Source organism: Pelagovum pacificum, assembly GCF_016134045.1.
Classification (GTDB): Bacteria; Pseudomonadota; Alphaproteobacteria; order Rhodobacterales; family Rhodobacteraceae; genus Oceanicola; species Oceanicola pacificus_A.
Window position 1 is genome coordinate 257,796 of the sequence record NZ_CP065915.1, and the last position, 21,856, is coordinate 279,651.

The window sequence follows — 21,856 nt, forward strand, 5'->3', positions numbered from 1 at the left end:
TTCCCTTTGGCGTCCGGGAGCAGCTCCGGACAGGCACCTAACTGCACCCCGAATCGGGCCGGAATTGGCCGAAGCGGCGGAACTTTCGGGTCACGCAGGGCGCCCGCCGCTTCAACTTCGTCACACTGTTGCCGCGTCGCGGATGCGAGCCTCGATCAGGGCCTTCAGCCGCGCCAGCGCCGCCGCGCGGTCCGTGGCGCGGTCGATGTCCGACGCCGCCCGCGCCAGCGGAGTGTCCCCGGCGCTGAGGGCCAGCCCGGCGAGGAAGCGGACGGCGTAGTTCACGGCCTCCGACGATTGGTCGTCGCCTAGGTCGGACAGCAGCCCGGAAACGGACAGAAGATCGTCGCGAAAGGCGAGCGGGTCGGGGTCCACCACCTCGCGCGGGATCGCGCGGGGCCCCGACGGCTGGCGGTCCGACGGCAGCCGTGACAGGATCGCCGTCTGGAACTCCGCCAGCGACGTCAGCGGCTTGGGCAGGAACTGCATCGCGCCTGCGGCCACGGCCGAGGATTCCGCAGAGGGGTCACCGCTGGTGGCGAGCAGCACGTCGACGGCGGGCGTCGCGCCGGAGAGTTCGGCGAGGAGTTCTTCCCCCGGACCATCGGGGAGGCCCATGTCCACGATCACGCAAGTCGGGCGGTAAACCCGAAGGTGTCGTCGCGCATTGGCCAGGCTGTCGGCGCGCCGGATCCGGGCGCCGGACCGAAGACAGAGCAGGCGCAGCGCGTCGCAGGCATATCGGCTGTCCTCGACCACGAGCACGGTAACCCCGAGCAGGGGGCGAGCGGGGGTCGGCGGGCGAGACATCAGGAATTCGTCCAACGTGTCCATCTGGTTTCCCTTCGCAGCAGAGGCTGATGACTCGATCCTCGCGCAGCGGAGTGAAGGGGCCGTTAACTCGCCGCGACCATCGGGCACGGTTGCGGCAATCGTCGCGGGGACGCATATGTCATCCGGGTCAGAGGGAAGGGCTCGCATGATCGGACGTCTCAACCATGTGGCCATCGCCGTGCCCGACCTCGAGGCGGCGACGGCGCAATATCGCGACACACTTGGCGCATCGGTGCGTCCGCCGCAGGACGAGCCGGAGCACGGCGTGACGGTCGTATTCATCGAGCTGCCGAACACCAAGGTGGAGCTGATCCACCCGCTCGGGGACGCATCGCCGATCGCCGCTTTCCTCGAGAAGAACCCCGCCGGCGGCATCCACCACATCTGCTACGAGGTGGAGGATATCGCCGCCGCCCGTGACCGGCTGACCGCGCAGGGCGCCCGGGTGCTGGGTGGCGGAGAGCCGAAGATCGGCGCACACGGTAAGCCGGTGCTGTTCCTGCACCCGAAGGATTTCAACGGCTGCCTGATCGAACTGGAGGAAGTCTGATGGGTATCACGTCCGGAATCGTGCTGTTCGCCGTTGTCTGGTTCATGGTGCTGTTCGTCGTCCTGCCGCTGCAACTGACGACGCAGGGCGAGGCGGGCGAGGTCGTGCCCGGAACGCACAAGTCCGCGCCGACCGATCCTCAGCTCAAGCGCAAGGTGAAGATGACGACGCTGTGGGCGATTCCGATCTGGGCGATCATCGCCACGATCATCCTCACCGGTGTCATCGAGGTGCGGGATTTCGACTGGATGCACCAGATGAGCCCGGCGTCCGACGCGAACTGACCCGGTGGTAGAGGTGCGTGAAGGTCGCCGCGCCGAGAATCGGGATCAGCAGGTTCACCAGCGGGATCGACAGCGGTAGCGCCATCAGGATGCCTGCCATCCAGATCTCGGTCCGATGGCGGCGGAACAGCTCTTTCGCGCCCTTGCGGCCCTCTCGGCGCATGGCGGCAATCTGGAAATACTCCCGTCCGAGCAGGTAGCCGTTCAGCGCGTAGAACAGGAACGGCGTGGAGAACGGCAACAGCACGTAGACCACGAGCGCGACGAGGTTCGCCGCGATGATGACCCCGAGGAAGTTCACTGTGTCGAGCGCGGAATCCCCGAACGAGGTGCGCGGCACCGGGGGCAGGCCGGGATAATGCCGGTCCTCGACCGCCGCTGCCACGTCGTCGAGGAAGAGCGAGGTCATGGCCGACGCAACCGGCACCATCAGCACGATGGAAAACATCAACACGAGGAAGAACGACACGATCAGCGGCGTGCCGTCGAACAGCGGGCTTTCGAAATCGGGGAGCACGGCTTCGAAGAACCAGAACAGCCCGATGTAGATCATCACCAGCACCACGAAGGTTAGCGCGATGCCGAGCAGGAAAACCCGCCGGAAGCGCGGGTCGGACAATTGTCCGACCGCACGGACGAAGTCGCGCAGGATCATGCGTCGAGCCAGGTGACGATGCGGGAGAGGTCCGGGCGCGGGCGGTCGGGCGGGGTCATCTTCTCGGTCCCGATGTGGATCATGCCCGCGACGAACTCGCCCGGCATGAGGCCAAGCGTGCTTTCGACGAAGCCCCGGTCGTGGACCGGCCAGCCCGTCAGCCAGTTCGCGCCCCAGCCGGAGGCGAGGGCCGCGTTCAGCAGGGCGAGGCAGACGGCACCGGCGGACAGTACCTGCTCGATCTCCGGGACCTTCTCGATCTCTTCCGGCCGGGCGATGACGGCAATGGCGAGATCGGCATCCGCGAACTGGAGGCGCGCCTTCTCGATCCTGTCGGGGTCATGGCCGAGCCGGTCCCCAGCCTCCGGCACCGCTTCTGCGAGGCGGGCGAGGGCGGGCTTTTCCAGCACGATGAAGCGCCAGGGCTCAAGTTTGCCGTGGTCCGGGCTGCGGGCGGCGGCGGTTAGGATCGTCTCGATCTCGGCGCGGTCCGGCACGGGGCCGGTCAGCGTCTTCGCGGGCCGCGACCGGCGGTTCAGCAGAAAATCGAGCGCGGCCTGGTTCCTGTCTGGCATGTCTGTCCCCGTTGATGTCCCGTCTGAGCTAAGCGCGCATGTGCCGGGTTTCCAGCAGAAAGCTGTTGCGCGGAAGTCCGAGGTGCGGTCATCTCGATACATACCGACCGGAGGGTATGTATAATGGCGGACACAAAGCGCTTTCCCATGGTGGCGGCGATGACCCTGTTCACGGAGGACCTCGTCGCGGCAAAGGCCTTCTACGCGCTGCTGCTCGAGGACGACCCGATTCACGAGGACGAGGCGTCCTGCGTCTACAAGGTGGGGCAGACGATGTTAAATCTGCTTCGCACCGAAGCCGTGCCGGAGCTGATCGACCCGCTCGAGATGGCGCAACCCTCGGTGCGGGCGGTCTACACGCTTCCCGTTGAGGATGTGGATGCGGAAGTCACGCGGCTTCAGGCGGCGGGTATCACGCTCGTCAACGGCCCGATGGACCGGCCGTGGGGCATCCGGACGGCGAGCGTCCGCGATCCCTCGGGCCATGTATGGGAGCTTGCGGCCTAGCGCAGCGCCTCTTCCATCTCGCCGATCAGTTCGCTGACGAAGGCGTCGAAGCGGGCGGACGGCTGGCGTCCGGCATAGGTCTCGGCGAATAGGTCGGCGGCGCGGATCGTGCTGCCGGACATCTGTTCGAGGACGGCGTGACCGCAGAAGGGGACGTAGACCTCGGAGTAACCGCCTTCGTGCACGACCAGCAGACGACCGTCGCAAAGCTCGGCGGCGAGGTCCTGCGTCATGGCGGTCATCGCGCGGTAGGTTTCGGCCGTGCAGAGCATCCGGCTCAACGGGTCGATCAAGGCGGCGTCATAGCCGCAGGCGACGATGATGACTTCCGGCTCGAACGCGCGGATGGCGGGCAGGGCAAGCCGCTCCATCGCTTCGAGGTAGCTCTTGTGACCGGTGCCGGGCGGCAGCGGGATGTTGAGGTTCGCGCCCTCTCCGGCGCCGGAGCCGCGCGCCGAGAACTCGCCCGTGTCGAGCGGGTAGTTGCGCTCCTGGTGGAGCGAGACGGTCAGGACGTCGGGATCGTCGTAGAATATCTCCTCCGTCCCGTTGCCATGATGAACGTCCCAGTCGAGCACGGCGACCCGGCGCAGCGTTCCGGCGGCACGGGCGTCCTCGATCGCGATGGCGATATTGTTCAGCAGGCAGAAGCCGTTGGGGAAATCGCTGGTGCAATGGTGCCCCGGCGGGCGGGAGAGGGCGTAGGCATTCGCGTGCAGTCCGGCCAGCACGTCGCGCAGCGCGGTCGAGGCGATCCCGGCGGACAGGCGGGCGATGTCATAACCGTCGACGCCGAAGGGCGCGCGCAGGCCAATCTCTCCGCCGCCGGCACGGGCGACCTTCTCGAACTCGTCGATGTAGCGGGGGGCGTGGACACGGAGCAGCGACTCGCGCGAAGCGGGCTCCGCGCCCGCGAGGACGAGCTCGGCGGACAGGCCGGTGACGTCGATCAGGTTCTTAAGGCGGCGCTTGCCTTCGGGGTTTTCCGGCAGGCCGCCGGCGGCAAGCGGCTGGACCAGCCCGCCGACCGGCGCGTTCCCGGCGTAGTTGCCGCCGGAGTGCCAGAAGCAGCGTTCGGCCCAGTAGAAACCCGTGGTCATGCTGTGACTCCCTGTGTCTCGTCGGGATGGTGGCGAAGCGGCGGCTTGTTCTCAAGTGGCTCGGGCGGGTAGCTGGCGGCATGATGCCGGACCTGTCCCACCTCGCCGAACCGGGCACCGAGATTGCGGTCCGGGTGACCCCCAAGGCGTCGCGCGCCCGTATCGAGCTGGCTGACGACGGCACGGTGAAAGTCTGGGTGACCGTGTCGCCGGAGGGCGGCAAGGCGAACGACGCGGTGATCCGGCAACTGGCCAAGGCGCTCGGCGTGCCGAAGACGGCGCTCACGCTCGTTCGGGGCGCGGCGTCGCGGGACAAGGTCGTTCGGCTGGATCACTCCACCTGGCGGAGGCGATAGACGCCTTCAGGCAGGTTCAGCGCCGCGCGCAGGTCGCGAAGCTGGGACATGGAGAACGTCACCACGACGTCGCGGTCGAGCCGCGAATCGAACTGGGTGATGGTGACGCATTCCTCGAAGGCCTGGACGATCACGTCCTCGCCCAGAGGGGCCGCGCCTTCGTCGACAAGGGTGACGACCGTGGCGTCGAAATCGTGCTCGATGGTGAACATGGAGAGAGCGTAGCGGCTCGCCCAAGCGGTTGGAAGAGCAAGGTGGCAAGGCTCTGCCAATAGCGTGATCGGGACGCGAACGGACTGTTCCCGCTCAACCGCTGTGCTACGTAGGCCATCGTTCGCTCATGAAAGAAGGTCCCGCATGATCGCCCGTCGACTGGCATCCTGTCTTGTCATCCTGATGACCGGCCTCCTTGCCGCCTGTACGGAGATGCCCGAACCGTCGGGGGAGCCGAAGACCGTGGCCGGACGCGTGCCCTTCGTGGGTGGCGCGATCGATGCCCGGACGGCGGCGCGGAATTTCATCGAAGTGGTCGAGGCGGTCGAGCCGGTGGCCGAGGCCGAGTGCCGGCGCCGTGCGGCACATTCAAACTGCGATTTGCGGATCGTAGTGGACGATCGTCCGGGAATGCCGCCGAACGCCTTCCAGACGATCGATTCCGAGGGTCAGCCGATCATCGCCTTCACCCTGTCGCTGATCGCCGAGGCCCGGAACAAGGACGAGATCGCTTTCGTCATGGCCCACGAGGCGGCGCACCATATCGAGGGACACCTCGACCGGCAGCGCGAATATGCGACTGCCGGAGCGGTGGTTTTCGGTCAGCTGGCCGGGGTTCTCGGCGCGGGGAGCGAGGACGAGATCCGTACCGCGCAGGAGATCGGGGCGGTCGTCGGGGCGCGCTCCTACTCCAAGTCGTTCGAGCTGGAGGCGGACGACCTCGGCACGATCATCACCGCGCGGGCAGGCTTCAACCCGATCGTCGGCGCCGACTTCTTCTTCCGGATTCCCGATCCGGATGGCCGGTTCCTGAGCACGCACCCGCCGAACGCGGAGCGCTACGACGCGGTCATCACCCGGGCGGCGACGCTCGGCATCACGCCACCGATGAACTGACGGCGCGCCGACGTCAGCCGACGACGGCGACGCTCCACGCGATGGCGGCGAAGAAACAGGCGGAGGCCGCGACCACGAAGCCGTGCCAGATCGCGTTCTGGAAGCGCAGATTCTTGAGGCTGTAGAAGATGGTGCCGGCCGAATAGAGCAGGCCACCGATCACGATCAGAGTCATCCCGCCCACGGGCAGTTTCTGTGCCAGCGGCCACATGAGGGCGAGGCTGAGCCAGCCGAGCACAAGGTAGAGTGCCGTCGCCCAGTGCCCCGGCGTTTCCCAGAAGAAAAGCTTCGCAGCGGCGCCGACCACAGCCAGCAGCCAGACCGCGCCGAGCACGGCCCAAGCGAAGACCGACCCGATCAGTGCGACCAGCGGCGTGTAAGTGCCCGCGATCTTGAGGTAGATCGCCGCGTGGTCGAGCCGCCGGAAGATCGGCCGCGCCCCGTCCCACGGTGTGAAGTGATAAAGCGTCGAGGCCGCGAAGGTCGCGATCAGGGCCGCGCCGTAGATGCTGACGGCGGCGATCATCAGACCCGGCTTCGCGCCGGCGGACATCACGATCAGCAGCACCGCGCCAACGATGGCGAAGCCGAGGCCGACGAAATGCATCGCGAAATCGGCGATCCTTTCGGCGCGCGAGAAGACGGGATACCCGGACTTTAGCAATTCTCTAACCATCATTTGCAAGTATGCCTGATTCTCGTTGCGGAAAGGGTAACGAACGCGCCGTCCCGCTTGATCTGACGCAAGGTCGTGGCCCTTGAAACCTGCGATCGTGGGTCAGCGACCTGCAGGAGGACCCGATCATGCGACCACTGGGACATCCGAGACAGCATTACTGGCTCGTGAAGGGCATGGCGAAACGCCTCGGCGCCGACGTCGTCGGCGCTGTCGAGACCGGAGAGCTCGACCTGTCGGAATGGTCGGGCATGGTTCAGGCCTGTCGGGGCTGTAGCGATCCGGAGGGCTGCCGGAAGTGGCTCGACCGGACGGACCATGCCGACGCGGCGCCCGAGGTCTGCCGCAACCGCGACCGGCTGGCGCGGCTCGCCCGCTGACGGAAAGATGATCTCCCGACCGGCCCGGCGTGGTAGCGTGGGGCAGGAAACGGGAGAGTCCTTATGCGCCACATGATCCTTGCTGCGATGCTGCTTGCCCCTGTCTCGGCCTTTGCCGTCGGCAGCGACGACGATGCGCCGCCCGAGCCAACCGAGTCCGTGACCGAGTGCGAGGAGGGGCTGGTCTACGACGAGGCGACCGAGACCTGCGTAACGCCGGAGGAGACCACGAACGACGACAGCGCGCGGATGGAGGACATCCGCTCGCTCGCCTACGAGGGGCGCTATGCCGATGCGCTCGGCCTGCTCGAGACGATGGATCCGGGCGATCCGATGGTGCTGACCTACTACGGCTTCGTGTCGCGCAAGATGGGGGACGTGCCGGCGGGCATGGATTACTACGCGGCGGCGCTCGAGGCCGATCCGGACCTGCTGCTGGCCCGCGCCTATCGCGGCATGGCCTTCATCGAGGCGGAGGATACCGTGTCAGCCTGGACCGAGCTGCAGGAGATCCAGGCGCGAGGTGGCCGGGGCAGCTGGCCGGAGCAGGCGCTGATCCGGGCGATCGAGACGGGGGAGACGATCGGGTATTGATCGGTCGGGGCACAGAGGTGCGGGAGGGTGCGCATCGAGCGCGCACCCTACGGGGTTATGAAGACGTCAGGCGGCCCCAGAGGTCGTAGTCGCCGGCCTCGTCGACTTCGACCGTGACGAGGTCGCCGACGGAGAGGCCCTCTGTCCCCTCGTCGATGAAGAGGTTGCCGTCGATCTCGGGCGCGTCGGCCTTGGTGCGGCACGTGGCGATGCCGTCGGCGTCGATGTCGTCGACCAGAACGTCCTGCATGGTGCCGACCTTCTTCGCCAGCTTCGCCTCGGAGATCGCCTGTGCCTTCTCCATGAAGCGGTTCCAGCGGTCCTGCTTCACCTCTTCGGGCACGTGGTCGGGCAGGTCGTTCGACCGCGCGCCGGCGACGTTTTCGTACTGGAAGCAGCCGACGCGGTCGAGCTGCGCCTCGTCGAGCCAGTCGAGCAGGTAGGAGAACTCTTCCTCCGTCTCGCCGGGATAGCCGACGATGAAGGTGGAGCGCAGGGTGATGTCCGGGCAAGTGTCGCGCCAGGCGGCGATCTCGGCCAGCGTCTCCGTCTGGGCGGAGGGGCGGGCCATCCGCTTCAGCGTGTCCGGGTGGGCATGCTGGAACGGGATGTCGAGGTAGGGCAGCACCAGCCCCTCGGCCATCAGCGGGATCAGATTGCGAACGCGCGGGTAGGGGTAGACGTAATGCAGCCGCACCCACGCGCCCAGGGAGCCGAGATCGCGGGCGAGGTCGTCGATATGGGCGCGGTGGCCGCGCTCTTCGGCGAACCTGATGTCGGCGCCGTAGGCGGAGGTGTCCTGGCTGATGACCAGAAGCTCCTTCACGCCGTTCTCCACCAGCTTCTCGGCCTCGCGGACGATGGCGTGGGCGGGTCGGCTGACGAGGCGGCCACGCATGTCTGGGATCACGCAGAACTTGCAGCGGTGGTTACAGCCCTCGGAGATCTTGAGGTAGCTGTAGTGCCGCGGTGTGAGGCTGACGCTCTGCGCCGGCATCAGGTCGATGTAGGGGTCCGGCGCGGGCGGCACGGCGGTGTGCACGGCGTCGAGGACCTGCTCGTACTGGTGCGGCCCGGTGACGGCGAGAACCTTCGGGTGCGCACCGGTGATGAACTCCGGCTCCGCGCCGAGGCAGCCGGTGACGATGACGCGCCCGTTCTCGGTCAGCGCCTCGCCGATCGCGTCGAGGCTTTCGGCCTTGGCCGTATCCAGGAACCCGCAGGTGTTGACGATGACCGCATCCGCCCCGCCGTAGTCGGGCGAGATGGCATAGCCCTCGGCCCGGAGCCGCGTGAGGATCCGCTCGGAATCGACGAGCGCCTTGGGGCAGCCGAGGGAGACCATGCCGATCGTCGGCTGGCCGGGGCGCGGCGCGTCCAGCCGCATCTTCGGCGCGAGGTCAGGGCGGAGGTCGGGAGGGTTCTGGGGCATTGGCGCGATATAGAGGGTGTGACGGAGGTGGGGAAGGGGGCGTGGAAGTGCGGCCGGGCGGCTTCCGGCCCCAGCTTTGTCGCGCCGGGACCGAAACGAGCGGCCAAGCGGGCAGACAGCGGTTTCGGCACCTTCAAAGTGCTGTCCTGTCAGCAAGATCGTGTGACAATCCCTGTGGCCGCCGGTAGGAAGGGTCGTACGGAAGCAGGTAACGCAAAGGCATGTCTGGCTAAACTGACACGCAAGCCTTTGAGAAATGGGCGAAATGTCAGTCGGTTCTCACGATTTCCAAAGGGACATCGACGCAATCGGTGCGAGCGACGCCGTGCCGACGATCCTCGAAACGGTGAGCCTGTCCACGGGGATGGGGTTCGCCGCCGTCGCCCGTGTCACGGATTCCCGCTGGGTCACCTGCCGGGCGGTCGATCACATTCATTTCGGCCTCAACCCGGGAGACGAGCTCGAAGTCGAGAGCACGCTCTGCCATGAGGTGCGGCAGTCGGATAACGAGATCGTCATCGCGGACGTCCAGACAGACACTCACTATTGCCACCATCATACGCCTGCCCGTTATGGCTTCCGAAGCTACATCTCGGTGCCGATCTACCGCTCGGACGGCAGTTTCTTCGGCACGCTCTGCGCCATCGACCCCGAGCCCCGCGACCTGAACGATCCGCGCGTGCTCAACATGTTCCGACTGTTCGCGCGCAGCATCGGCGACAGCCTCGAGTCCGGTGAACGGCTGCAACTGGCTGAGCAACGGCTGGCAGAAGAAAAGGACCTCACCCGGCTCCAGGAAGAGTTCGTGGCGATCCTTGGTCACGATCTGCGCAATCCGATCGCCGCCATGGGGGCCGGTCTTCGGATGCTGTCCAGACGGCCGCTCGATGAGCAGTCGGTCGATCTGGTTGGACATATGCAGGCGTCTTTGCACCGCATGTCGGGACTGGTCGGAAACATCCTGGATCACACAAGGGTGCGGCTGACGGGCGGTATCGGTGTCGAGCGGGAAACCTGCGACGATCTGGGGCAGACCCTCGAACATGTCGTGCACGAAGTCCGGGCCGTGTCCGTGAGCCACAGCTTCGACGTGAATATCGAGGTCGGCGATCCGGTGTATTGCGACAAGGATAGGCTGGGGCAGCTTCTGTCCAACCTCCTGTCCAATGCCGTTCTTCACGGAGACGGGGGTGAGCCGATCACCATCAACGCCCGGGCGGAGGATGGCGAGTTGTTCGTCTCCGTCGGGAACGGCGGGGAGCCCATCCCTCCTGCGACGCAGGAAAAGCTGTTCGCGCCGTTTTCCCGGGGCGACGCGACGTCGCCCTACAGTGGTCTCGGCCTCGGGCTGCATATCGCGGCGCAGATCGCGAAGGGACATGAGGGCCAGATCGATGTCCATTCGGATGCCGACGGCACCCGGTTCACGTTACGGATGCCGGTTCAGCCGGGCTGAGGCTGTCTCCGTCTACGGTCGCCCTTTGACGCCGGCTGAGGGTCGGCTTGCGCTCTTTTCAGCGAAGATGCCGAGATCACAGCGGTCAGTTCACGCCCCGGAGCTACGGTTCGCTGTAAACTCCGACAGTCTTATGCCGCCGTGATGACGATCGCCCCACGCTCCGTCGCCACGACCGTGTGTTCGTACTGGACGACCGGGGCGGCGGGCTCGGAATAGAGGGTCCAACCGTCGTCGCCGTCCACGGCCCAGAGGCCGCCTTTCGACAGGAAGGGCTCGACCGTCAGGACGAGGCCGCGGTCGATGCGGCGGCGCTCGGCCCGGGTGGGCCAGGTCGGGATCTCGCCCGGCTCCTCATGGAGCGCGCGGCCGATGCCGTGGCTGGCGAGATTGCGGATCAGCGTGTAGCCGCGCTTCGAGGCGAAGGCGCCGACCGCCTTGCCGATCCCCGCGAGCGGCTGGTCGGCCCGCACGGCCTTGATCCCGACCGACATCGCCTGCTTGCCGTCGCGGCAGAGCTTGTCGAGCGAGGGCGTCACCGGCCCGGCGCGGAAGGTGGCGCCGGTGTCCGCGAAATAGCCATTCTTGGAGGCGGAGACGTCGATGTTGACGAGGTCGCCTGTCCGGATCGCGCGGGGTCCGGGGATACCGTGGGCGATTTCCTCGTTCACGCTGATGCAGGTGTGGCCCGGAAAGTCGTAGGTCGAGCGGGGCGCGGAGATGGCACCCTCCCGCTCGAGCTCGGCGGCGCCGATGGCGTCGAGCTCCGCCGTCGTGATGCCGGGTTCGATCGCCTTGGCCATCGTCTGCATGGTGCGGGCGACGATGCGGCCAATGTCCTTGAGGCCGTCGAGCTCGTCTTCACGGGTGATCGTCATGGGGCATCCTTGCTGAAAGTCTCGGCACTCTAGCGTGCAACGGCGGGGATGTCCTGCCGGTTGTGCCGTCGACGGGAACCGCTTCGCGCCGAGGTGTTTTAGCCTCGAGACGGGGCGAAACCGAGGGGGACCCGATGTCAGGACCGACAGATATCGTCAACTCCGTGGGTGGCTACGTGCCGGCCTGGCTGGAGTCGCTGCTGCTGTTGCTGGTCGGGGTGGCGCTGGCCTACCTGCTGCACGGGCTGCTCTGGCGCGTCGCGACACGGATGATCGGCGAGCGGCGCGGGCTTGCGGTGCGCATCTTCCACCGGCTGAAGCGGCCCTCGCGGCTGGCGCTCGTGCTCGTGGTGCTGATCGCGCTGGTGAACGGCGGCACGCTGAGCCGGGCCTGGGAGCGCGGGATCGAACAGGCGGCGCTCGCCATCCTGTTCGTGATCTTCGGCTGGGCCGGGCTGATCGCCATCGATACCGCCTCCGAGCGGGCCGCGGGCAAGCTGCGGCTCGATGCGGAGGACAACCTGTCGGCCCGCAAGCAGATCACGCAGATCAAGGTGGTTCAGAAGGTCAGCAAGGTGCTGGTCTGGCTGCTCACGGCCGGTTTCGTGCTGTCGACCTTCGAAGCGGTGCGGCAATACGGTGTGTCACTGTTCGCCTCGGCCGGGGCGGCCGGGCTCGTGCTTGGCTTTGCCGCGCGGCCCGTGCTGACTAACCTGATCGCAGGCATCCAGATCGCTCTGACCCAGCCGATCCGCATGGACGACGTGGTGATCGTCGAGGGCGAGTGGGGCTGGATCGAGGAGATCGCCTCGACCTACGTGGTGGTGCGGATATGGGATCTGCGGCGGCTGGTGGTGCCGTTGTCCTACTTCATCGAGCAGCCATTCCAGAACTGGACGCGGGAGAATGCCAACATCATCGGCTCGGTCTTCTGGTTCGTGGATTACAAGGCGCCGATCGCCGCGATGCGGGCGAAGTTGCAGGAGTTTGTGGAGGCCACGCCGCTCTGGGACGGCAAGGTGGTGAACCTGCAGGTGACGGAGTCCGAGCGCGATACGGTGCAGGTGCGGGCGCTGGTGTCCGCCCGGACATCGCCCCGCGCATGGGACCTGCGCTGCGAGATCCGCGAAAAGATGATCGAGTGGCTCAAGGACGAACATCCGGAGGCGCTGCCGCGCGAGCGGGGCGAGCTGATGGTGATGCGCGACCGCGACGAAGGGCCCGGTCCCCGGTTCGAGCGGGAGACGGGAGTCGAGGACGCGGGCACCGGCATTCCGCGCGAGGCGCGGCCGGGGTGACCCCGCGGTGCACCTGCGGTGCGCTTTGGGAGCCCTCCCTGACGGTCGGGCGGAGTCCGGGGGCTGTCTGCCCCCTCTTGGGCCTGCGGCCCAATTCACCCCCGAGAATATTTGAGGGCCCAAAGAAGATGGGGCGCCGGGTTGCAGTCCGGGCGGGATGTGGTGACAGTCCGCGGGACTGAGACTGGACCGGCGGGGAGGCGCGGAGATGGCTGGAGTGCTTGAAGGGTTGGCCGGGGATGGCCTGTTTGTCGGCCGGGCCGAAGGGCCGGACGGGCCGGTGGTGCTGCGCCTCGCCGACGGCGCCTTGAGCGACGTGACCTGCCGCGAGGTGCCCACGGTGCGCGATCTGCTCGAGCTGGAGGACCCCGCCGGCTGGCTTCGTGCCGCCGACGGTGTGCCGTTCGAGGCCGGGGACCGGATGCTCGCGCCATGTGATCTGCAGGCGGTGAAGGCCTGCGGCGTCACCTTCGCGAAATCCATGGTCGAAAGGGTGATCGAGGAACGCGCCGCCGGCGATGCCGGCAAGGCGGAGGAGATCCGCGCCCGCGTGGGCGAGCTGGTCGGCGGGCGGTTGCGCGATCTCGTGCCCGGCTCGGAGGCAGCCGCCGAAGTGAAGGCGGCGCTGCAGGGCGAGGGGCTCTGGTCGCAGTACCTCGAGGTTGGGATCGGTCCGGATGCGGAGGTATTCTCCAAGTGCCCGCCGATGGCCGCCGTCGGGACCGGGGCCGAGATCGGGCTGCACCCGGTCTCCACCTGGAACAACCCGGAGCCGGAAGTCGTGCTGGCAGTGAACTCGCGCGGGGATATCCTCGGGGCGACGCTGGGGAACGATGTGAACCTGCGGGATGTGGAGGGCCGCTCGGCGCTGCTGCTCGGCAAGGCGAAGGACAACAACGCGTCGGCCGCGATCGGGCCGATGATCCGGCTGTTCGATCAAGGCTACTCGCTGGACGACGTCCGGCAGGCCGAGGTGCGGCTGACCGTGACGGGCGAGGATGGCTACGTGTTGCAGGGTTTCTCGTCGATGGCCGAGATCAGCCGCGACCCTGCGGACCTCGTCGCGCAGGCGATCGGGCCGCATCACCAGTATCCGGACGGCATGATGCTCTACCTCGGAACGCTGTTCGCGCCGGTCGAGGATCGGGATGCGCCGGGACAGGGGTTCACCCATAAAATCGGCGACGAAGTAAGGATCGAGTCGGACGGGCTCGGGGCGCTGGTGAACCGGGTGCGTCTGTCGACCGACTGCGCACCCTGGACGGTCGGGGCAGGGGCGCTGATGCGAAATCTCTCCGGACGGGGGCTGCTATGAGCCTGAAGGTGACGGCTGACTCCTTCCGTCTGGCCGAGGCGTTCGTCATTTCGCGCGGGTCCCGGACGGAGGCGAAGGTGCTGACGGTGCGGACCGGAGACGGCTGGGGCGAGTGCGTGCCTTACGCGCGCTACGGCGAGACGATGGAGAGTGTCACCACCGAGATCGAGGGCCTGCCGGACGGCGTCGATAGGGACGCGTTGCAGGGACTATTGCCACCCGGTGCCGCTCGCAATGCCGTGGATTGCGCCTTGTGGGATGCCGAGGCCAAAGCGGCGGGCAAACGGGTTTGGGACCTGGCGGGCCTGTCCTCGCCGGGGCCTGTCGACACGGCCTACACGCTGTCCCTGGGTGAGCCCGATGCGATGGAAGCGGCGGCGGCGAAGCACGCGGCCAAGCCGCTTTTGAAGATCAAGCTGGGCGGCGAAGGCGATATGGCGCGGCTCGAAGCCGTGCGCCGTGGTGCGCCCCGGTCCCGGATCATCGTGGACGCCAACGAGGGCTGGACGGCGGACGTCTATTCCGAGCTGGCGCCGCATCTCGTCAGGCTCGGCGTCAGCCTGGTCGAGCAGCCGCTGCCCGCAGACGAGGACGGGATGCTGGGCGAGATCGACCGTCCGCTGCCGGTCTGCGCCGACGAGAGTTGCCATGACCGGGCAACCCTGGCGGCGCTGAAAGGCCGCTACGACATGGTGAACATTAAGCTCGACAAGACGGGGGGGCTGACGGAGGCGCTGGCGCTCAGGGACGAGGCGCGAGCCGCCGGCTTTGGCATCATGGTCGGCTGCATGGTCGGGTCGTCGCTGGCGATGGCACCGGCCGTGTTGCTGGCGCAGGGGGCGGAAGTGGTCGACCTCGACGCGCCGTTGCTGCTGGCGGAGGACCGGCCGGTGCCGCTGCGCTACGAGGGGACGGTGGTGCATCCGCCAGAAGTCGGTCTTTGGGGATGACGTCGGACGGCTGCCGCGTCGCTCGGGCGCAGGAGCCGTAAGGCCGGCGTTAAGGTTAACGCGGTTATCGAATTTTCGACGAAAATTCGGGTGTTAAGGTTAATGGGACGGTCGAAAAGGCGTGGCCGTGACGGAGGCAGGTGGCTCTGTTCCCGATTATCCGGCCCGTCCTCTCCAGGGCCGGTGTCGGTGAAGAGCGCCAGAGTTCCATTCGCCTCTCGGCGCGGCACTTTTCCCGGTCGGGCGAGACCGATCATTAACCTTAACGGAGCTATCAAATTTTCTACGAAAATTTGGTGCTGACACAATTATGCGCGTGCAGCCGGGAAACAGGTGGCTGAAGCCACCCAACCCGATCACGCAGGTTCGCGAAAAACCCTCGGCACCTTGAACTCGACGTTCTCGGTCGCCGTCGTCACGGTCTCCACCGTTACGTCGAAGCGCTCCCGGAACGTATCGACCACTTCGTCGATCAGCACTTCGGGTGCCGATGCCCCCGCCGTGATTCCGATCGTCGTGATCCCCTGAAGGGCACGCCAGTCGATGTCGCTGGCGCGCTGGACCAGCTGCGCATAGCTGCAGCCCGCCTTGCGCCCGACTTCCACCAGCCGCTTCGAGTTCGAGGAGTTCGGCGCCCCGACCACCAGCAGACCGTCGATCTTCGGTGCCATCTCCTTCACCGCCTCCTGACGGTTGGTCGTCGCGTAGCAGATGTCTTCCTTGTGCGGCCCGACGATCTTCGGGAAACGGGCCTTGAGCGCCTTCACAATATCCGCCGTATCGTCGATCGACAGCGTCGTCTGCGTCACGAAGGCGAGCTTGTCGGGATCGCGGACCTCGACCTCCGCCACGTCTTCCGGCGTCTCGACCAGAAGGACTTCGCCATCGGGCAGCTGCCCCATGGTGCCGATCGTCTCGGGGTGGCCGGCATGGCCGATCATGATCATCTGAAGGCCGTTTTCGGCGTGGCGCGAGGCCTCGATATGGACCTTGGACACCAGCGGGCAGGTCGCGTCGACATAGATCATCTCGCGCTTGGCGGCTTCGGCCGGGACGGCCTTCGGCACACCGTGGGCGGAAAAGATCACCGGGCGGTCGTCGGGACATTCCTCGAGCTCTTCCACGAAGACCGCGCCCTTGTCGCGCAGGTCGTCGACCACGTACTTGTTGTGGACGATCTCATGCCGGACGTAGACCGGAGCGCCCCATTTCTCGAGCGCCATTTCCACGATCTTGATCGCGCGATCGACGCCGGCGCAGAATCCACGCGGGGCGGCGAGGTAGAGGGTCAGAGGGGGCTTGGTCATCGCGGGCTCCTTCCTGTTGGCACCTAAGCAATCGGGCGCGCCGCGTCGAGGGGGAGGAGGCATGCCGGGTGTGCGGTTGCCGAACACCCGGCCAGTTCAGTCGAACCGGCAAACCGATCCGGGCCGACGGCTTATTCGCCCTCGGCCATTTCTTCTTCGTGCTGGCTGCGGGCCGGGCGATCTTCGCGCGGCGGACGGCCCACGACTTCGCGCAGTTCGTCAAGCTCGATGAAGTTGTCGGCCTGGCGGCGGAGTTCGTCGGCGATCATCGGCGGCTGGCTGCGGATGGTGGAGCAGACCGAGACGCGAACGCCTTTGCGCTGAAGGGCCTCGACAAGCGGACGGAAATCGCCGTCGCCGGAGAAGAGCACGATGTGATCGACGTGAGCGGCGATCTCCATGGCATCGACGGTCAGTTCGATGTCCATGTTGCCTTTGACCTTACGGCGGCCCTGGCTGTCGGTGTATTCCTTGGCCGGCTTCGTGACCATCGTGAAGCCGTTGTAATGCAGCCAGTCCACGAGAGGCCGGATCGGAGAGTAATCGTCATTCTCCAGCAGTGCGGTGTAATAAAATGCGCGCAACAGCTTGCCCCGGCGCATGAACTCCTGCCTGAGGAGCTTGTAATCGATGTCGAAGCCGAGCGCCTTGGCGGCCGCATAAAGGTTCGATCCATCGATGAAGAGCGCAAGCCGCTCGTCCCGATAAAACATCAAGTTGTCCTTCTACGTGACTGTTTCCGCCGTTGAAGTCCGTGAGTGTGAGTGAAAAATGGCCGGCGGAGCACTGTGTATATGTAAATCTTCAGTAACATGGATCAACCCGGAATGGCAGATGGCACAATTCGTACGGCGTTGATTGCCGCAGGGTCGAACGCAACGTCAGAAGGCCGCGTGTCACGTGATCTGGTTACGGAAGCCTTTCGGTCGATCGAATTGATCGCAATTGGAGCCGTCGAATTGAGCCGGCTATACCAGACGCCGGCATTTCCGGCCGGTTCGGGTCCCGACTTCGTGAACGCAGCGTGTGCGATCCGCACACATTCCGGGCCGGAAGAGCTGCTCGCCGCCCTGCACGCCATTGAAACCGAGGCGGGGCGCACACGGCAGGTGCGCTGGGGACAGCGGACGCTGGACCTCGATCTCATCGCGATGGACGGTCTGGTCCTGCCTGATGCGGAGAAGCTCAAGGGGTGGATCAATCTCCCGCTGGAGTTGCAGCTGAAGTCTGCTCCGGAAGAGCTGCTCCTGCCGCATCCCCGGCTTCAGGACCGAAGTTTCGTTCTTGTCCCGCTGGCCGATGTCGCGCCCGATTGGCGTCACCCGATTCTCGGTCGGACGGTCTCGGAGATGCTGGCCGCGCGTCCGTCCGGTGAGCGGGACGAGGTGATCGTCCTCGACCCCTGAAAATTCAGCGTAATACAGGGCCGGAACGTGGTTCGACCGCCTTGTCAATGCCTTTGATCGGTAGTAGAGAGCCTTTTCCGACGATCCCCAGGACCGAGAGTGGAGGCCCCCGCATGGCCCGCGTTACCGTTGAAGATTGTGTCGACAAGGTTCCGAACCGTTTCGAGCTCGTGATGCTCGCCGCCCATCGTGCGCGCGAGATCAGCTCCGGCGGACCGCTCACCGTCGACCGTGACAACGACAAGAACCCGGTCGTTGCGCTTCGCGAAATCGCCGAGGAAACGCAGCAGTCCGACGACCTGCGCGAACGGATGATCGAAGCCAACCAGACCCAGATCGAGGTCGACGAGCCCGAGGACGACGCCATGGCGCTACTCATGGGCGCGTCCGAGCCTGCCGACAAGCCTGCCGACGACGACATGTCCGAGGAGAAGCTCCTCCGGGCACTGATGGAGGCGCAGGGGCAGCGGTAATCCGCACCCGGCGGACGGGATGACGACAGACTGCGACCTCATCGCGCTCGTCCGCTCCTACAACCCGCACAGCGATGCCGACCTTCTGCGCCGGGCCTACGCGTTCGGGCAGGAGATGCACGATGGCCAGTTCCGGCAATCGGGCGAGCCCTATTTCACGCACCCGCTCGCCGTCGCGCTGATCCTCGCGGAACAGCAGATGGACGATGCCTCGATCGTCACGGCGCTGTTGCACGACACGATCGAGGACACCCGCGCCAGCTACAAGATCGTCCGTGACCAGTTCGGACAGGAGATCGCCGACCTCGTCGACGGCGTGACCAAGCTGACGAACCTGCAGCTTTCCTCGACCGAGACGAAGCAGGCCGAGAATTTTCGCAAGCTCTTCATGGCCACCAGCCGCGATCTGCGGGTGACGCTGGTCAAACTCGCCGACCGTCTGCACAACATGCGCACGATCCGGTCGATGCGTCATGAAAAGCAGGTCCAGAAGGCGCGGGAGACGATGGACATCTTCGCTCCGCTGGCCGGCCGCATGGGCATGCAGTGGATGCGTGACGAGCTCGAGGACCTAGCCTTCCGGGTCCTGAACCCCGAGGCCCGCAACTCCATCATCCGCCGCTTCATCATGCTTCAGCGGGAAACCGGCGACGTGGTTCAGAAGATCACCGCCGACATGCGCCTCGAGATGGAGAAGGCCGGTATCAGGGCCGAGGTGTCGGGCCGGGCGAAGAAGCCCTATTCGATCTGGCGCAAGATGCAGGAGAAGGATCAGGGCTTCTCGCGCCTGTCCGACATCTACGGTTTCCGGATCATCACCGGGACGGAGGCGGACTGCTACCGTACGCTGGGCGCGATCCACCAGCGCTGGCGCGCCGTGCCGGGTCGCTTCAAGGACTACATCAGCCAGCCGAAAAGCAACGGTTACCGCTCGATCCACACGACGGTCTCTGGCCGGGACGGCAAACGGGTCGAGGTCCAGATCCGCACGCAGGAGATGCACGAGGTCGCTGAAGCCGGGGTTGCCGCGCACTGGTCCTATCGCGAGGGCGTGCGCGTCGAGAACCGCTTCGCCGTCGACCCCGCCCGCTGGATCGCCGCCCTGACGGAGCGTCTGGACGAAGGGCAGGACCACGACGAGTTCCTCGATATGGTGAAGCTCGAGATGTACACCGACCAGGTGTTCTGCTTCACGCCGAAGGGGGATGTCATCAAGCTGCCGCGCGGCGCGACGCCGATCGACTTCGCCTATGCCGTGCACACCAAGGTCGGACACGCCTGCGTCGGCGCAAAGGTGGACGGGATGCGCGTGCCGCTCTGGACCCGTTTGAAGAACGGCCAGTCGGTGGAGATCATCACCGCCGACGGTCAGTCGCCGCAGGCGACCTGGATCGACATCGCTGTCACCGGTCGGGCCAAGACCGCGATCCGCCGGTCGCTGCGGGAAGAGGACCGCGAACGCTTCATCAAGCTCGGTGCCGAGCTCGCCCGGGTCGCATTCGAGAACGTCGGCAAGAAGGCGACCGACAAGGCGCTGCGCACCGCGGCGCGGGCGCTCGCGCTCGACGGGGCCGAGGACCTGCTGGAGAAGCTGGGCTCTGCCGAGGTGTCGGGCCGGGAGGCCGTGCGCGCGATCTATCCCGACCTCGCCGAAAAGCCCGGCGACGAGGTCGACCAGAAGCGCGCGGTCGTCGGCCTCGCCCCCGGGCGGCGCCACCTGCGCGCGCCATGCTGCCAGCCGGTGCCGGGTGAGCGGATCGTCGGGATCACGTTCCGCGGCAAGGGGGTTGTGCTCCACGCCATCGATTGTGAAGTGCTGGCACAGTTCGAGGATCAGGGCGACCGGTGGGTGGACCTGCAATGGCAGGAAGGCACGCACCCGGCGGTGAACACCGTCACGCTCGACGTCTCGATCAGCAACGACACGGGGATGCTGGGACGAATTTGCACGTTGATCGGAGAGCAGTCGGCGAATATCTCCGACCTAAGGTTCATTGATCGGAAACCGGATTACTACAGGCTGCTGATCGACGTCGACCTGCGCGATGCGGAGCATCTCCACAGGGTGATGACGGCGCTCGAGGCGGACAGCAACGTCGCCTCCATCAGCCGCCATCGGGACCCGGCGCGGGCGACGTTCGTGGCATTCGAAGGCTGACCGCCGGCAAGGGGAACGGGTTTGGTATTCAAGCGCAGGGACAGGCGGCCGATCTGGCGGATCGCGCTCGAGTTCCTCTGGCCCCGCGGTGGCTGGGGGCGCGCGGCTCGATACGTGCGTCACCGCGTCCGGCGGCTGCCCGACACGCCCGAGAAGATCGCCCGCGGCATCTGGGCCGGGGTCTTCACAACCTTCACGCCGTTCTACGGGCTGCATTTCATCGTCTCGGCGGCGCTTGCCAAGGCGATGCGCGGCAACATCGTCGCGGCCCTGCTGGCGACGTTCTTCGGCAACCCGCTGACCTATGTGCCGATCGGGATCATCTCGCTTCGGGTCGGGCACTGGATCCTCGGCTCGCAACCGCCGTGGGGGATGGAGCACAGCCTCTTGCGGATGTTCTCGGGCGCGGGCAACGACCTCTGGCGCAACTTCATGACGCTGTTCAACGGGTCGACGCCGGACTGGTACCGGCTGTCGATCTTCTACCACGAGGTTTTCCTGCCCTACTTGGTCGGGGGCATCCTTCCCGGCATCATCGTGGCCTCCGTCGGCTACTACCTGACGCTGCCGGTGATCCGCGCCTACCAGAACCGCCGGCGCAAGATGCTGCGGGCCAAGCTCGACAAGCTGAAGACCACCGGGGGCTGACATTGCATTCGCGTGGCGCGCCGCTATCGTCCGCGCCGAACCGGGGAGAACGGCCATGGAAAAGCTGAGACTTGGCGTCAACATCGATCACGTCGCGACGGTGCGCAACGCGCGCGGCACGGCATGGCCCGACCCGGTGCGCGCGGCGAAACTGGCAGAGCAGGCCGGCGCCGACGGTATCACCGCGCACCTTCGCGAAGATCGCCGCCACATCTCCGACGCCGATATCGAAGCGCTCGCCACCGGCCTGACGGTGCCACTCAACTTCGAGATGGCCGCGACCGAGGAGATGCAGGCGATCGCGCTGCGCCACAAGCCGCACGCCGTCTGCCTCGTTCCCGAAAAGCGGGAGGAGCGGACGACCGAAGGCGGCCTCGAAGTCGCGCGCGAGGAGAATCGCCTCGCCCATTTCATCGCCCCGCTGCGCGACGCCGGCTGCAGGGTGTCGATCTTCATCGCCGCCGACACGGCCCAGATCGAGGCCGCGCACCGGATCGGCGCTGCCGTGGTGGAACTGCACACAGGTGCCTATTGCGACCATCATGCCGAAGGCGACATGGCCGCCCGCGACGCCGAGCTCGCCCGCCTGACCGAGATGGCGACCTTCGCCCATTCGCTCGGGCTCGAGGTGCACGCCGGTCATGGCCTGACGTACGACACGGTCGGTCCGATCGCTGCGCTGCCCGAGATTCGCGAGCTCAACATCGGCCACTTCCTGATCGGCGAGGCGATCTTCCGCGGGCTCGAAGGCTCGATCGCCGAGATGCGCCGGGCGATGGATGAAGCGCGGACCTGACACCTCTTCGGGCTGCAAATATTCCGGGGGAGGCGCCGCAGGCGACGGGGGCAGTGCCCCCTCCCGCCCGCCCGGCAGGACGGGCTCGCAGAGCGCGCCGAAGGCGCACCGCGAGGTC

Annotated in this window: 26 protein-coding genes; 16 read left to right on the top strand and 10 right to left on the bottom strand. The window is 66.4% G+C overall.

All coding sequences use genetic code 11. From position 1 onward, the window contains the following. Positions 1–120 precede the first annotated feature (120 nt). Complete coding sequence (locus tag I8N54_RS01330) at positions 121–834, bottom strand: response regulator (protein WP_140194306.1); 714 nt, start codon at positions 832–834, stop codon at positions 121–123. A gap of 145 nt (positions 835–979) precedes the next feature. On the opposite strand from I8N54_RS01330, the gene mce reads away from it, so the two are divergent. Both mce and I8N54_RS01340 read left to right on the top strand, forming a co-directional pair. Next, on the top strand, positions 980–1,384 hold the full coding sequence (mce, locus tag I8N54_RS01335; protein ID WP_140194305.1) for a methylmalonyl-CoA epimerase: 405 nt from the start codon (positions 980–982) through the stop codon (positions 1,382–1,384). Next, complete coding sequence (locus I8N54_RS01340; RefSeq protein WP_140194304.1) at positions 1,384–1,668, top strand: DUF1467 family protein; 285 nt, start codon at positions 1,384–1,386, stop codon at positions 1,666–1,668. Before mce ends, I8N54_RS01340 begins: the two co-directional genes overlap by 1 nt. Here the strand turns inward: I8N54_RS01340 and I8N54_RS01345 are convergent. Together I8N54_RS01345 and I8N54_RS01350 are read right to left on the bottom strand one after the other, a co-directional pair. After that, entirely contained in the window at positions 1,607–2,323 is a 717-nt protein-coding gene (locus I8N54_RS01345; protein ID WP_140194303.1) for an EI24 domain-containing protein, read from the bottom strand. The two genes, I8N54_RS01340 and I8N54_RS01345, sit on opposite strands and share 62 nt — an antisense overlap. Continuing rightward, the gene (locus I8N54_RS01350; protein ID WP_140194302.1) at positions 2,320–2,898 is read right to left on the bottom strand and encodes a nitroreductase family protein; all 579 of its coding nucleotides are present in this window, start codon (positions 2,896–2,898) and stop codon (positions 2,320–2,322) included. The genes I8N54_RS01345 and I8N54_RS01350 overlap by 4 nt, the downstream gene beginning before the upstream one ends. A gap of 123 nt (positions 2,899–3,021) precedes the next feature. On the opposite strand from I8N54_RS01350, the gene I8N54_RS01355 reads away from it, so the two are divergent. Then, positions 3,022–3,405, top strand: coding sequence for a VOC family protein (locus tag I8N54_RS01355; protein WP_140194301.1), 384 nt, complete (start codon positions 3,022–3,024; stop codon positions 3,403–3,405). Here I8N54_RS01355 and I8N54_RS01360 read toward each other — a convergent pair. Continuing rightward, positions 3,402–4,505, bottom strand: coding sequence for a class II histone deacetylase (locus tag I8N54_RS01360; RefSeq protein ID WP_140194300.1), 1,104 nt, complete (start codon positions 4,503–4,505; stop codon positions 3,402–3,404). The two genes, I8N54_RS01355 and I8N54_RS01360, sit on opposite strands and share 4 nt — an antisense overlap. Before the next feature lie 83 nt (positions 4,506–4,588). Here I8N54_RS01360 and I8N54_RS01365 point away from each other — a divergent pair, with 83 nt between their 5' ends. Beyond that, complete coding sequence (locus I8N54_RS01365) at positions 4,589–4,861, top strand: DUF167 domain-containing protein (protein WP_140195657.1); 273 nt, start codon at positions 4,589–4,591, stop codon at positions 4,859–4,861. On the opposite strand, the gene I8N54_RS01370 is transcribed toward I8N54_RS01365, so the two are convergent. Next, a complete protein-coding gene (locus I8N54_RS01370) occupies positions 4,837–5,073 on the bottom strand; it encodes a hypothetical protein (RefSeq protein WP_140194299.1) in 237 nt (78 codons plus the stop codon). The two genes, I8N54_RS01365 and I8N54_RS01370, sit on opposite strands and share 25 nt — an antisense overlap. A 145-nt stretch (positions 5,074–5,218) precedes the next feature. Between I8N54_RS01370 and I8N54_RS01375 the strand changes: the two genes are divergently transcribed. Continuing rightward, the gene (locus I8N54_RS01375; protein ID WP_231592546.1) at positions 5,219–5,971 is read left to right on the top strand and encodes a M48 family metallopeptidase; all 753 of its coding nucleotides are present in this window, start codon (positions 5,219–5,221) and stop codon (positions 5,969–5,971) included. A gap of 13 nt (positions 5,972–5,984) precedes the next feature. On the opposite strand, the gene trhA is transcribed toward I8N54_RS01375, so the two are convergent. Continuing rightward, positions 5,985–6,650, bottom strand: coding sequence for a PAQR family membrane homeostasis protein TrhA (gene trhA, locus I8N54_RS01380; RefSeq protein WP_456299565.1), 666 nt, complete (start codon positions 6,648–6,650; stop codon positions 5,985–5,987). Between the two features lie 125 nt (positions 6,651–6,775). Between trhA and I8N54_RS01385 the strand changes: the two genes are divergently transcribed. Together I8N54_RS01385 and I8N54_RS01390 are read left to right on the top strand one after the other, a co-directional pair. Next, positions 6,776–7,027: a DUF6455 family protein gene (locus I8N54_RS01385; RefSeq protein WP_140194297.1), complete on the top strand. Its 252-nt coding sequence runs from the start codon at positions 6,776–6,778 to the stop codon at positions 7,025–7,027. A 63-nt stretch (positions 7,028–7,090) separates the two neighbouring features. Then, positions 7,091–7,621 (top strand): tetratricopeptide repeat protein, encoded by a 531-nt coding sequence (locus tag I8N54_RS01390; protein WP_140194296.1) that lies wholly within the window; start codon positions 7,091–7,093, stop codon positions 7,619–7,621. A gap of 55 nt (positions 7,622–7,676) precedes the next feature. Here the strand turns inward: I8N54_RS01390 and rimO are convergent, their stop codons facing one another. Beyond that, positions 7,677–9,053, bottom strand: a complete 1,377-nt coding sequence (gene rimO, locus I8N54_RS01395) for a 30S ribosomal protein S12 methylthiotransferase RimO (protein WP_197097547.1) — start codon at positions 9,051–9,053, stop codon at positions 7,677–7,679. A gap of 265 nt (positions 9,054–9,318) precedes the next feature. Between rimO and I8N54_RS01400 the strand changes: the two genes are divergently transcribed. Then, complete coding sequence (locus I8N54_RS01400; protein WP_140194295.1) at positions 9,319–10,509, top strand: GAF domain-containing sensor histidine kinase; 1,191 nt, start codon at positions 9,319–9,321, stop codon at positions 10,507–10,509. Positions 10,510–10,640: 131 nt separating this feature from the next. Here the strand turns inward: I8N54_RS01400 and map are convergent, their stop codons facing one another. Further along, entirely contained in the window at positions 10,641–11,387 is a 747-nt protein-coding gene (map, locus tag I8N54_RS01405) for a type I methionyl aminopeptidase (RefSeq protein WP_140194294.1), read from the bottom strand. A gap of 134 nt (positions 11,388–11,521) precedes the next feature. Between map and I8N54_RS01410 the strand changes: the two genes are divergently transcribed. From I8N54_RS01410 to dgcA, 3 genes are all read left to right on the top strand, one after another. Next, positions 11,522–12,685: a mechanosensitive ion channel family protein gene (locus I8N54_RS01410; RefSeq protein WP_140194293.1), complete on the top strand. Its 1,164-nt coding sequence runs from the start codon at positions 11,522–11,524 to the stop codon at positions 12,683–12,685. Positions 12,686–12,893: 208 nt separating this feature from the next. Next, positions 12,894–14,000, top strand: a complete 1,107-nt coding sequence (locus I8N54_RS01415) for a fumarylacetoacetate hydrolase family protein (protein WP_140194292.1) — start codon at positions 12,894–12,896, stop codon at positions 13,998–14,000. After that, positions 13,997–14,950: an N-acetyl-D-Glu racemase DgcA gene (dgcA, locus tag I8N54_RS01420; RefSeq protein ID WP_140194291.1), complete on the top strand. Its 954-nt coding sequence runs from the start codon at positions 13,997–13,999 to the stop codon at positions 14,948–14,950. Before I8N54_RS01415 ends, dgcA begins: the two co-directional genes overlap by 4 nt. 356 nt (positions 14,951–15,306) lie before the next feature. Here dgcA and ispH read toward each other — a convergent pair whose 3' ends face one another. After that, complete coding sequence (gene ispH, locus I8N54_RS01425) at positions 15,307–16,257, bottom strand: 4-hydroxy-3-methylbut-2-enyl diphosphate reductase (protein WP_140194290.1); 951 nt, start codon at positions 16,255–16,257, stop codon at positions 15,307–15,309. 131 nt (positions 16,258–16,388) lie between these two features. Beyond that, positions 16,389–16,970, bottom strand: coding sequence for a LabA-like NYN domain-containing protein (locus I8N54_RS01430; RefSeq protein WP_140194289.1), 582 nt, complete (start codon positions 16,968–16,970; stop codon positions 16,389–16,391). 114 nt (positions 16,971–17,084) lie between these two features. Here I8N54_RS01430 and folK point away from each other — a divergent pair, with 114 nt between their 5' ends. From folK to I8N54_RS01455, 5 genes are all read left to right on the top strand, one after another. Continuing rightward, positions 17,085–17,663: a 2-amino-4-hydroxy-6-hydroxymethyldihydropteridine diphosphokinase gene (gene folK, locus I8N54_RS01435; RefSeq protein WP_140194288.1), complete on the top strand. Its 579-nt coding sequence runs from the start codon at positions 17,085–17,087 to the stop codon at positions 17,661–17,663. A 113-nt stretch (positions 17,664–17,776) separates the two neighbouring features. Next, on the top strand, positions 17,777–18,136 hold the full coding sequence (rpoZ, locus tag I8N54_RS01440; protein ID WP_140194287.1) for a DNA-directed RNA polymerase subunit omega: 360 nt from the start codon (positions 17,777–17,779) through the stop codon (positions 18,134–18,136). A 19-nt stretch (positions 18,137–18,155) separates the two neighbouring features. Beyond that, positions 18,156–20,294: a RelA/SpoT family protein gene (locus I8N54_RS01445; RefSeq protein ID WP_140194286.1), complete on the top strand. Its 2,139-nt coding sequence runs from the start codon at positions 18,156–18,158 to the stop codon at positions 20,292–20,294. A gap of 21 nt (positions 20,295–20,315) precedes the next feature. Next, positions 20,316–20,942, top strand: coding sequence for a DUF2062 domain-containing protein (locus I8N54_RS01450; protein ID WP_140194285.1), 627 nt, complete (start codon positions 20,316–20,318; stop codon positions 20,940–20,942). Positions 20,943–20,997: 55 nt separating this feature from the next. Then, a complete protein-coding gene (locus I8N54_RS01455) occupies positions 20,998–21,738 on the top strand; it encodes a pyridoxine 5'-phosphate synthase (RefSeq protein ID WP_140194284.1) in 741 nt (246 codons plus the stop codon). Positions 21,739–21,856: the final 118 nt, after the last annotated feature.

Excerpts from the sequence above, each read along its gene's own strand:
- I8N54_RS01385 (WP_140194297.1), top strand. The coding sequence starts at position 6,776 with ATGCGACCACTGGGACATCCGAGACAGCATTACTGGCTCGTGAAGGGC.
- ispH (WP_140194290.1), bottom strand. The coding sequence starts at position 16,257 with ATGACCAAGCCCCCTCTGACCCTCTACCTCGCCGCCCCGCGTGGATTC.
- I8N54_RS01430 (WP_140194289.1), bottom strand. The coding sequence starts at position 16,970 with ATGTTTTATCGGGACGAGCGGCTTGCGCTCTTCATCGATGGATCGAAC.
- map (WP_140194294.1), bottom strand. The coding sequence starts at position 11,387 with ATGACGATCACCCGTGAAGACGAGCTCGACGGCCTCAAGGACATTGGC.
- I8N54_RS01390 (WP_140194296.1), top strand. The coding sequence starts at position 7,091 with ATGCGCCACATGATCCTTGCTGCGATGCTGCTTGCCCCTGTCTCGGCC.
- I8N54_RS01340 (WP_140194304.1), top strand. The coding sequence starts at position 1,384 with ATGGGTATCACGTCCGGAATCGTGCTGTTCGCCGTTGTCTGGTTCATG.
- I8N54_RS01350 (WP_140194302.1), bottom strand. The coding sequence starts at position 2,898 with ATGCCAGACAGGAACCAGGCCGCGCTCGATTTTCTGCTGAACCGCCGG.
- I8N54_RS01415 (WP_140194292.1), top strand. The coding sequence starts at position 12,894 with ATGGCTGGAGTGCTTGAAGGGTTGGCCGGGGATGGCCTGTTTGTCGGC.
- I8N54_RS01365 (WP_140195657.1), top strand. The coding sequence starts at position 4,589 with ATGCCGGACCTGTCCCACCTCGCCGAACCGGGCACCGAGATTGCGGTC.
- rimO (WP_197097547.1), bottom strand. The coding sequence starts at position 9,053 with ATGCCCCAGAACCCTCCCGACCTCCGCCCTGACCTCGCGCCGAAGATG.
- I8N54_RS01455 (WP_140194284.1), top strand. The coding sequence starts at position 20,998 with ATGGAAAAGCTGAGACTTGGCGTCAACATCGATCACGTCGCGACGGTG.
- I8N54_RS01370 (WP_140194299.1), bottom strand. The coding sequence starts at position 5,073 with ATGTTCACCATCGAGCACGATTTCGACGCCACGGTCGTCACCCTTGTC.
- I8N54_RS01360 (WP_140194300.1), bottom strand. The coding sequence starts at position 4,505 with ATGACCACGGGTTTCTACTGGGCCGAACGCTGCTTCTGGCACTCCGGC.
- folK (WP_140194288.1), top strand. The coding sequence starts at position 17,085 with ATGGCAGATGGCACAATTCGTACGGCGTTGATTGCCGCAGGGTCGAAC.
- I8N54_RS01355 (WP_140194301.1), top strand. The coding sequence starts at position 3,022 with ATGGCGGACACAAAGCGCTTTCCCATGGTGGCGGCGATGACCCTGTTC.
- I8N54_RS01445 (WP_140194286.1), top strand. The coding sequence starts at position 18,156 with ATGACGACAGACTGCGACCTCATCGCGCTCGTCCGCTCCTACAACCCG.
- I8N54_RS01410 (WP_140194293.1), top strand. The coding sequence starts at position 11,522 with ATGTCAGGACCGACAGATATCGTCAACTCCGTGGGTGGCTACGTGCCG.
- I8N54_RS01330 (WP_140194306.1), bottom strand. The coding sequence starts at position 834 with ATGGACACGTTGGACGAATTCCTGATGTCTCGCCCGCCGACCCCCGCT.
- trhA (WP_456299565.1), bottom strand. The coding sequence starts at position 6,650 with ATGATGGTTAGAGAATTGCTAAAGTCCGGGTATCCCGTCTTCTCGCGC.
- rpoZ (WP_140194287.1), top strand. The coding sequence starts at position 17,777 with ATGGCCCGCGTTACCGTTGAAGATTGTGTCGACAAGGTTCCGAACCGT.
- I8N54_RS01345 (WP_140194303.1), bottom strand. The coding sequence starts at position 2,323 with ATGATCCTGCGCGACTTCGTCCGTGCGGTCGGACAATTGTCCGACCCG.
- I8N54_RS01375 (WP_231592546.1), top strand. The coding sequence starts at position 5,219 with ATGATCGCCCGTCGACTGGCATCCTGTCTTGTCATCCTGATGACCGGC.
- dgcA (WP_140194291.1), top strand. The coding sequence starts at position 13,997 with ATGAGCCTGAAGGTGACGGCTGACTCCTTCCGTCTGGCCGAGGCGTTC.
- I8N54_RS01400 (WP_140194295.1), top strand. The coding sequence starts at position 9,319 with ATGTCAGTCGGTTCTCACGATTTCCAAAGGGACATCGACGCAATCGGT.
- mce (WP_140194305.1), top strand. The coding sequence starts at position 980 with ATGATCGGACGTCTCAACCATGTGGCCATCGCCGTGCCCGACCTCGAG.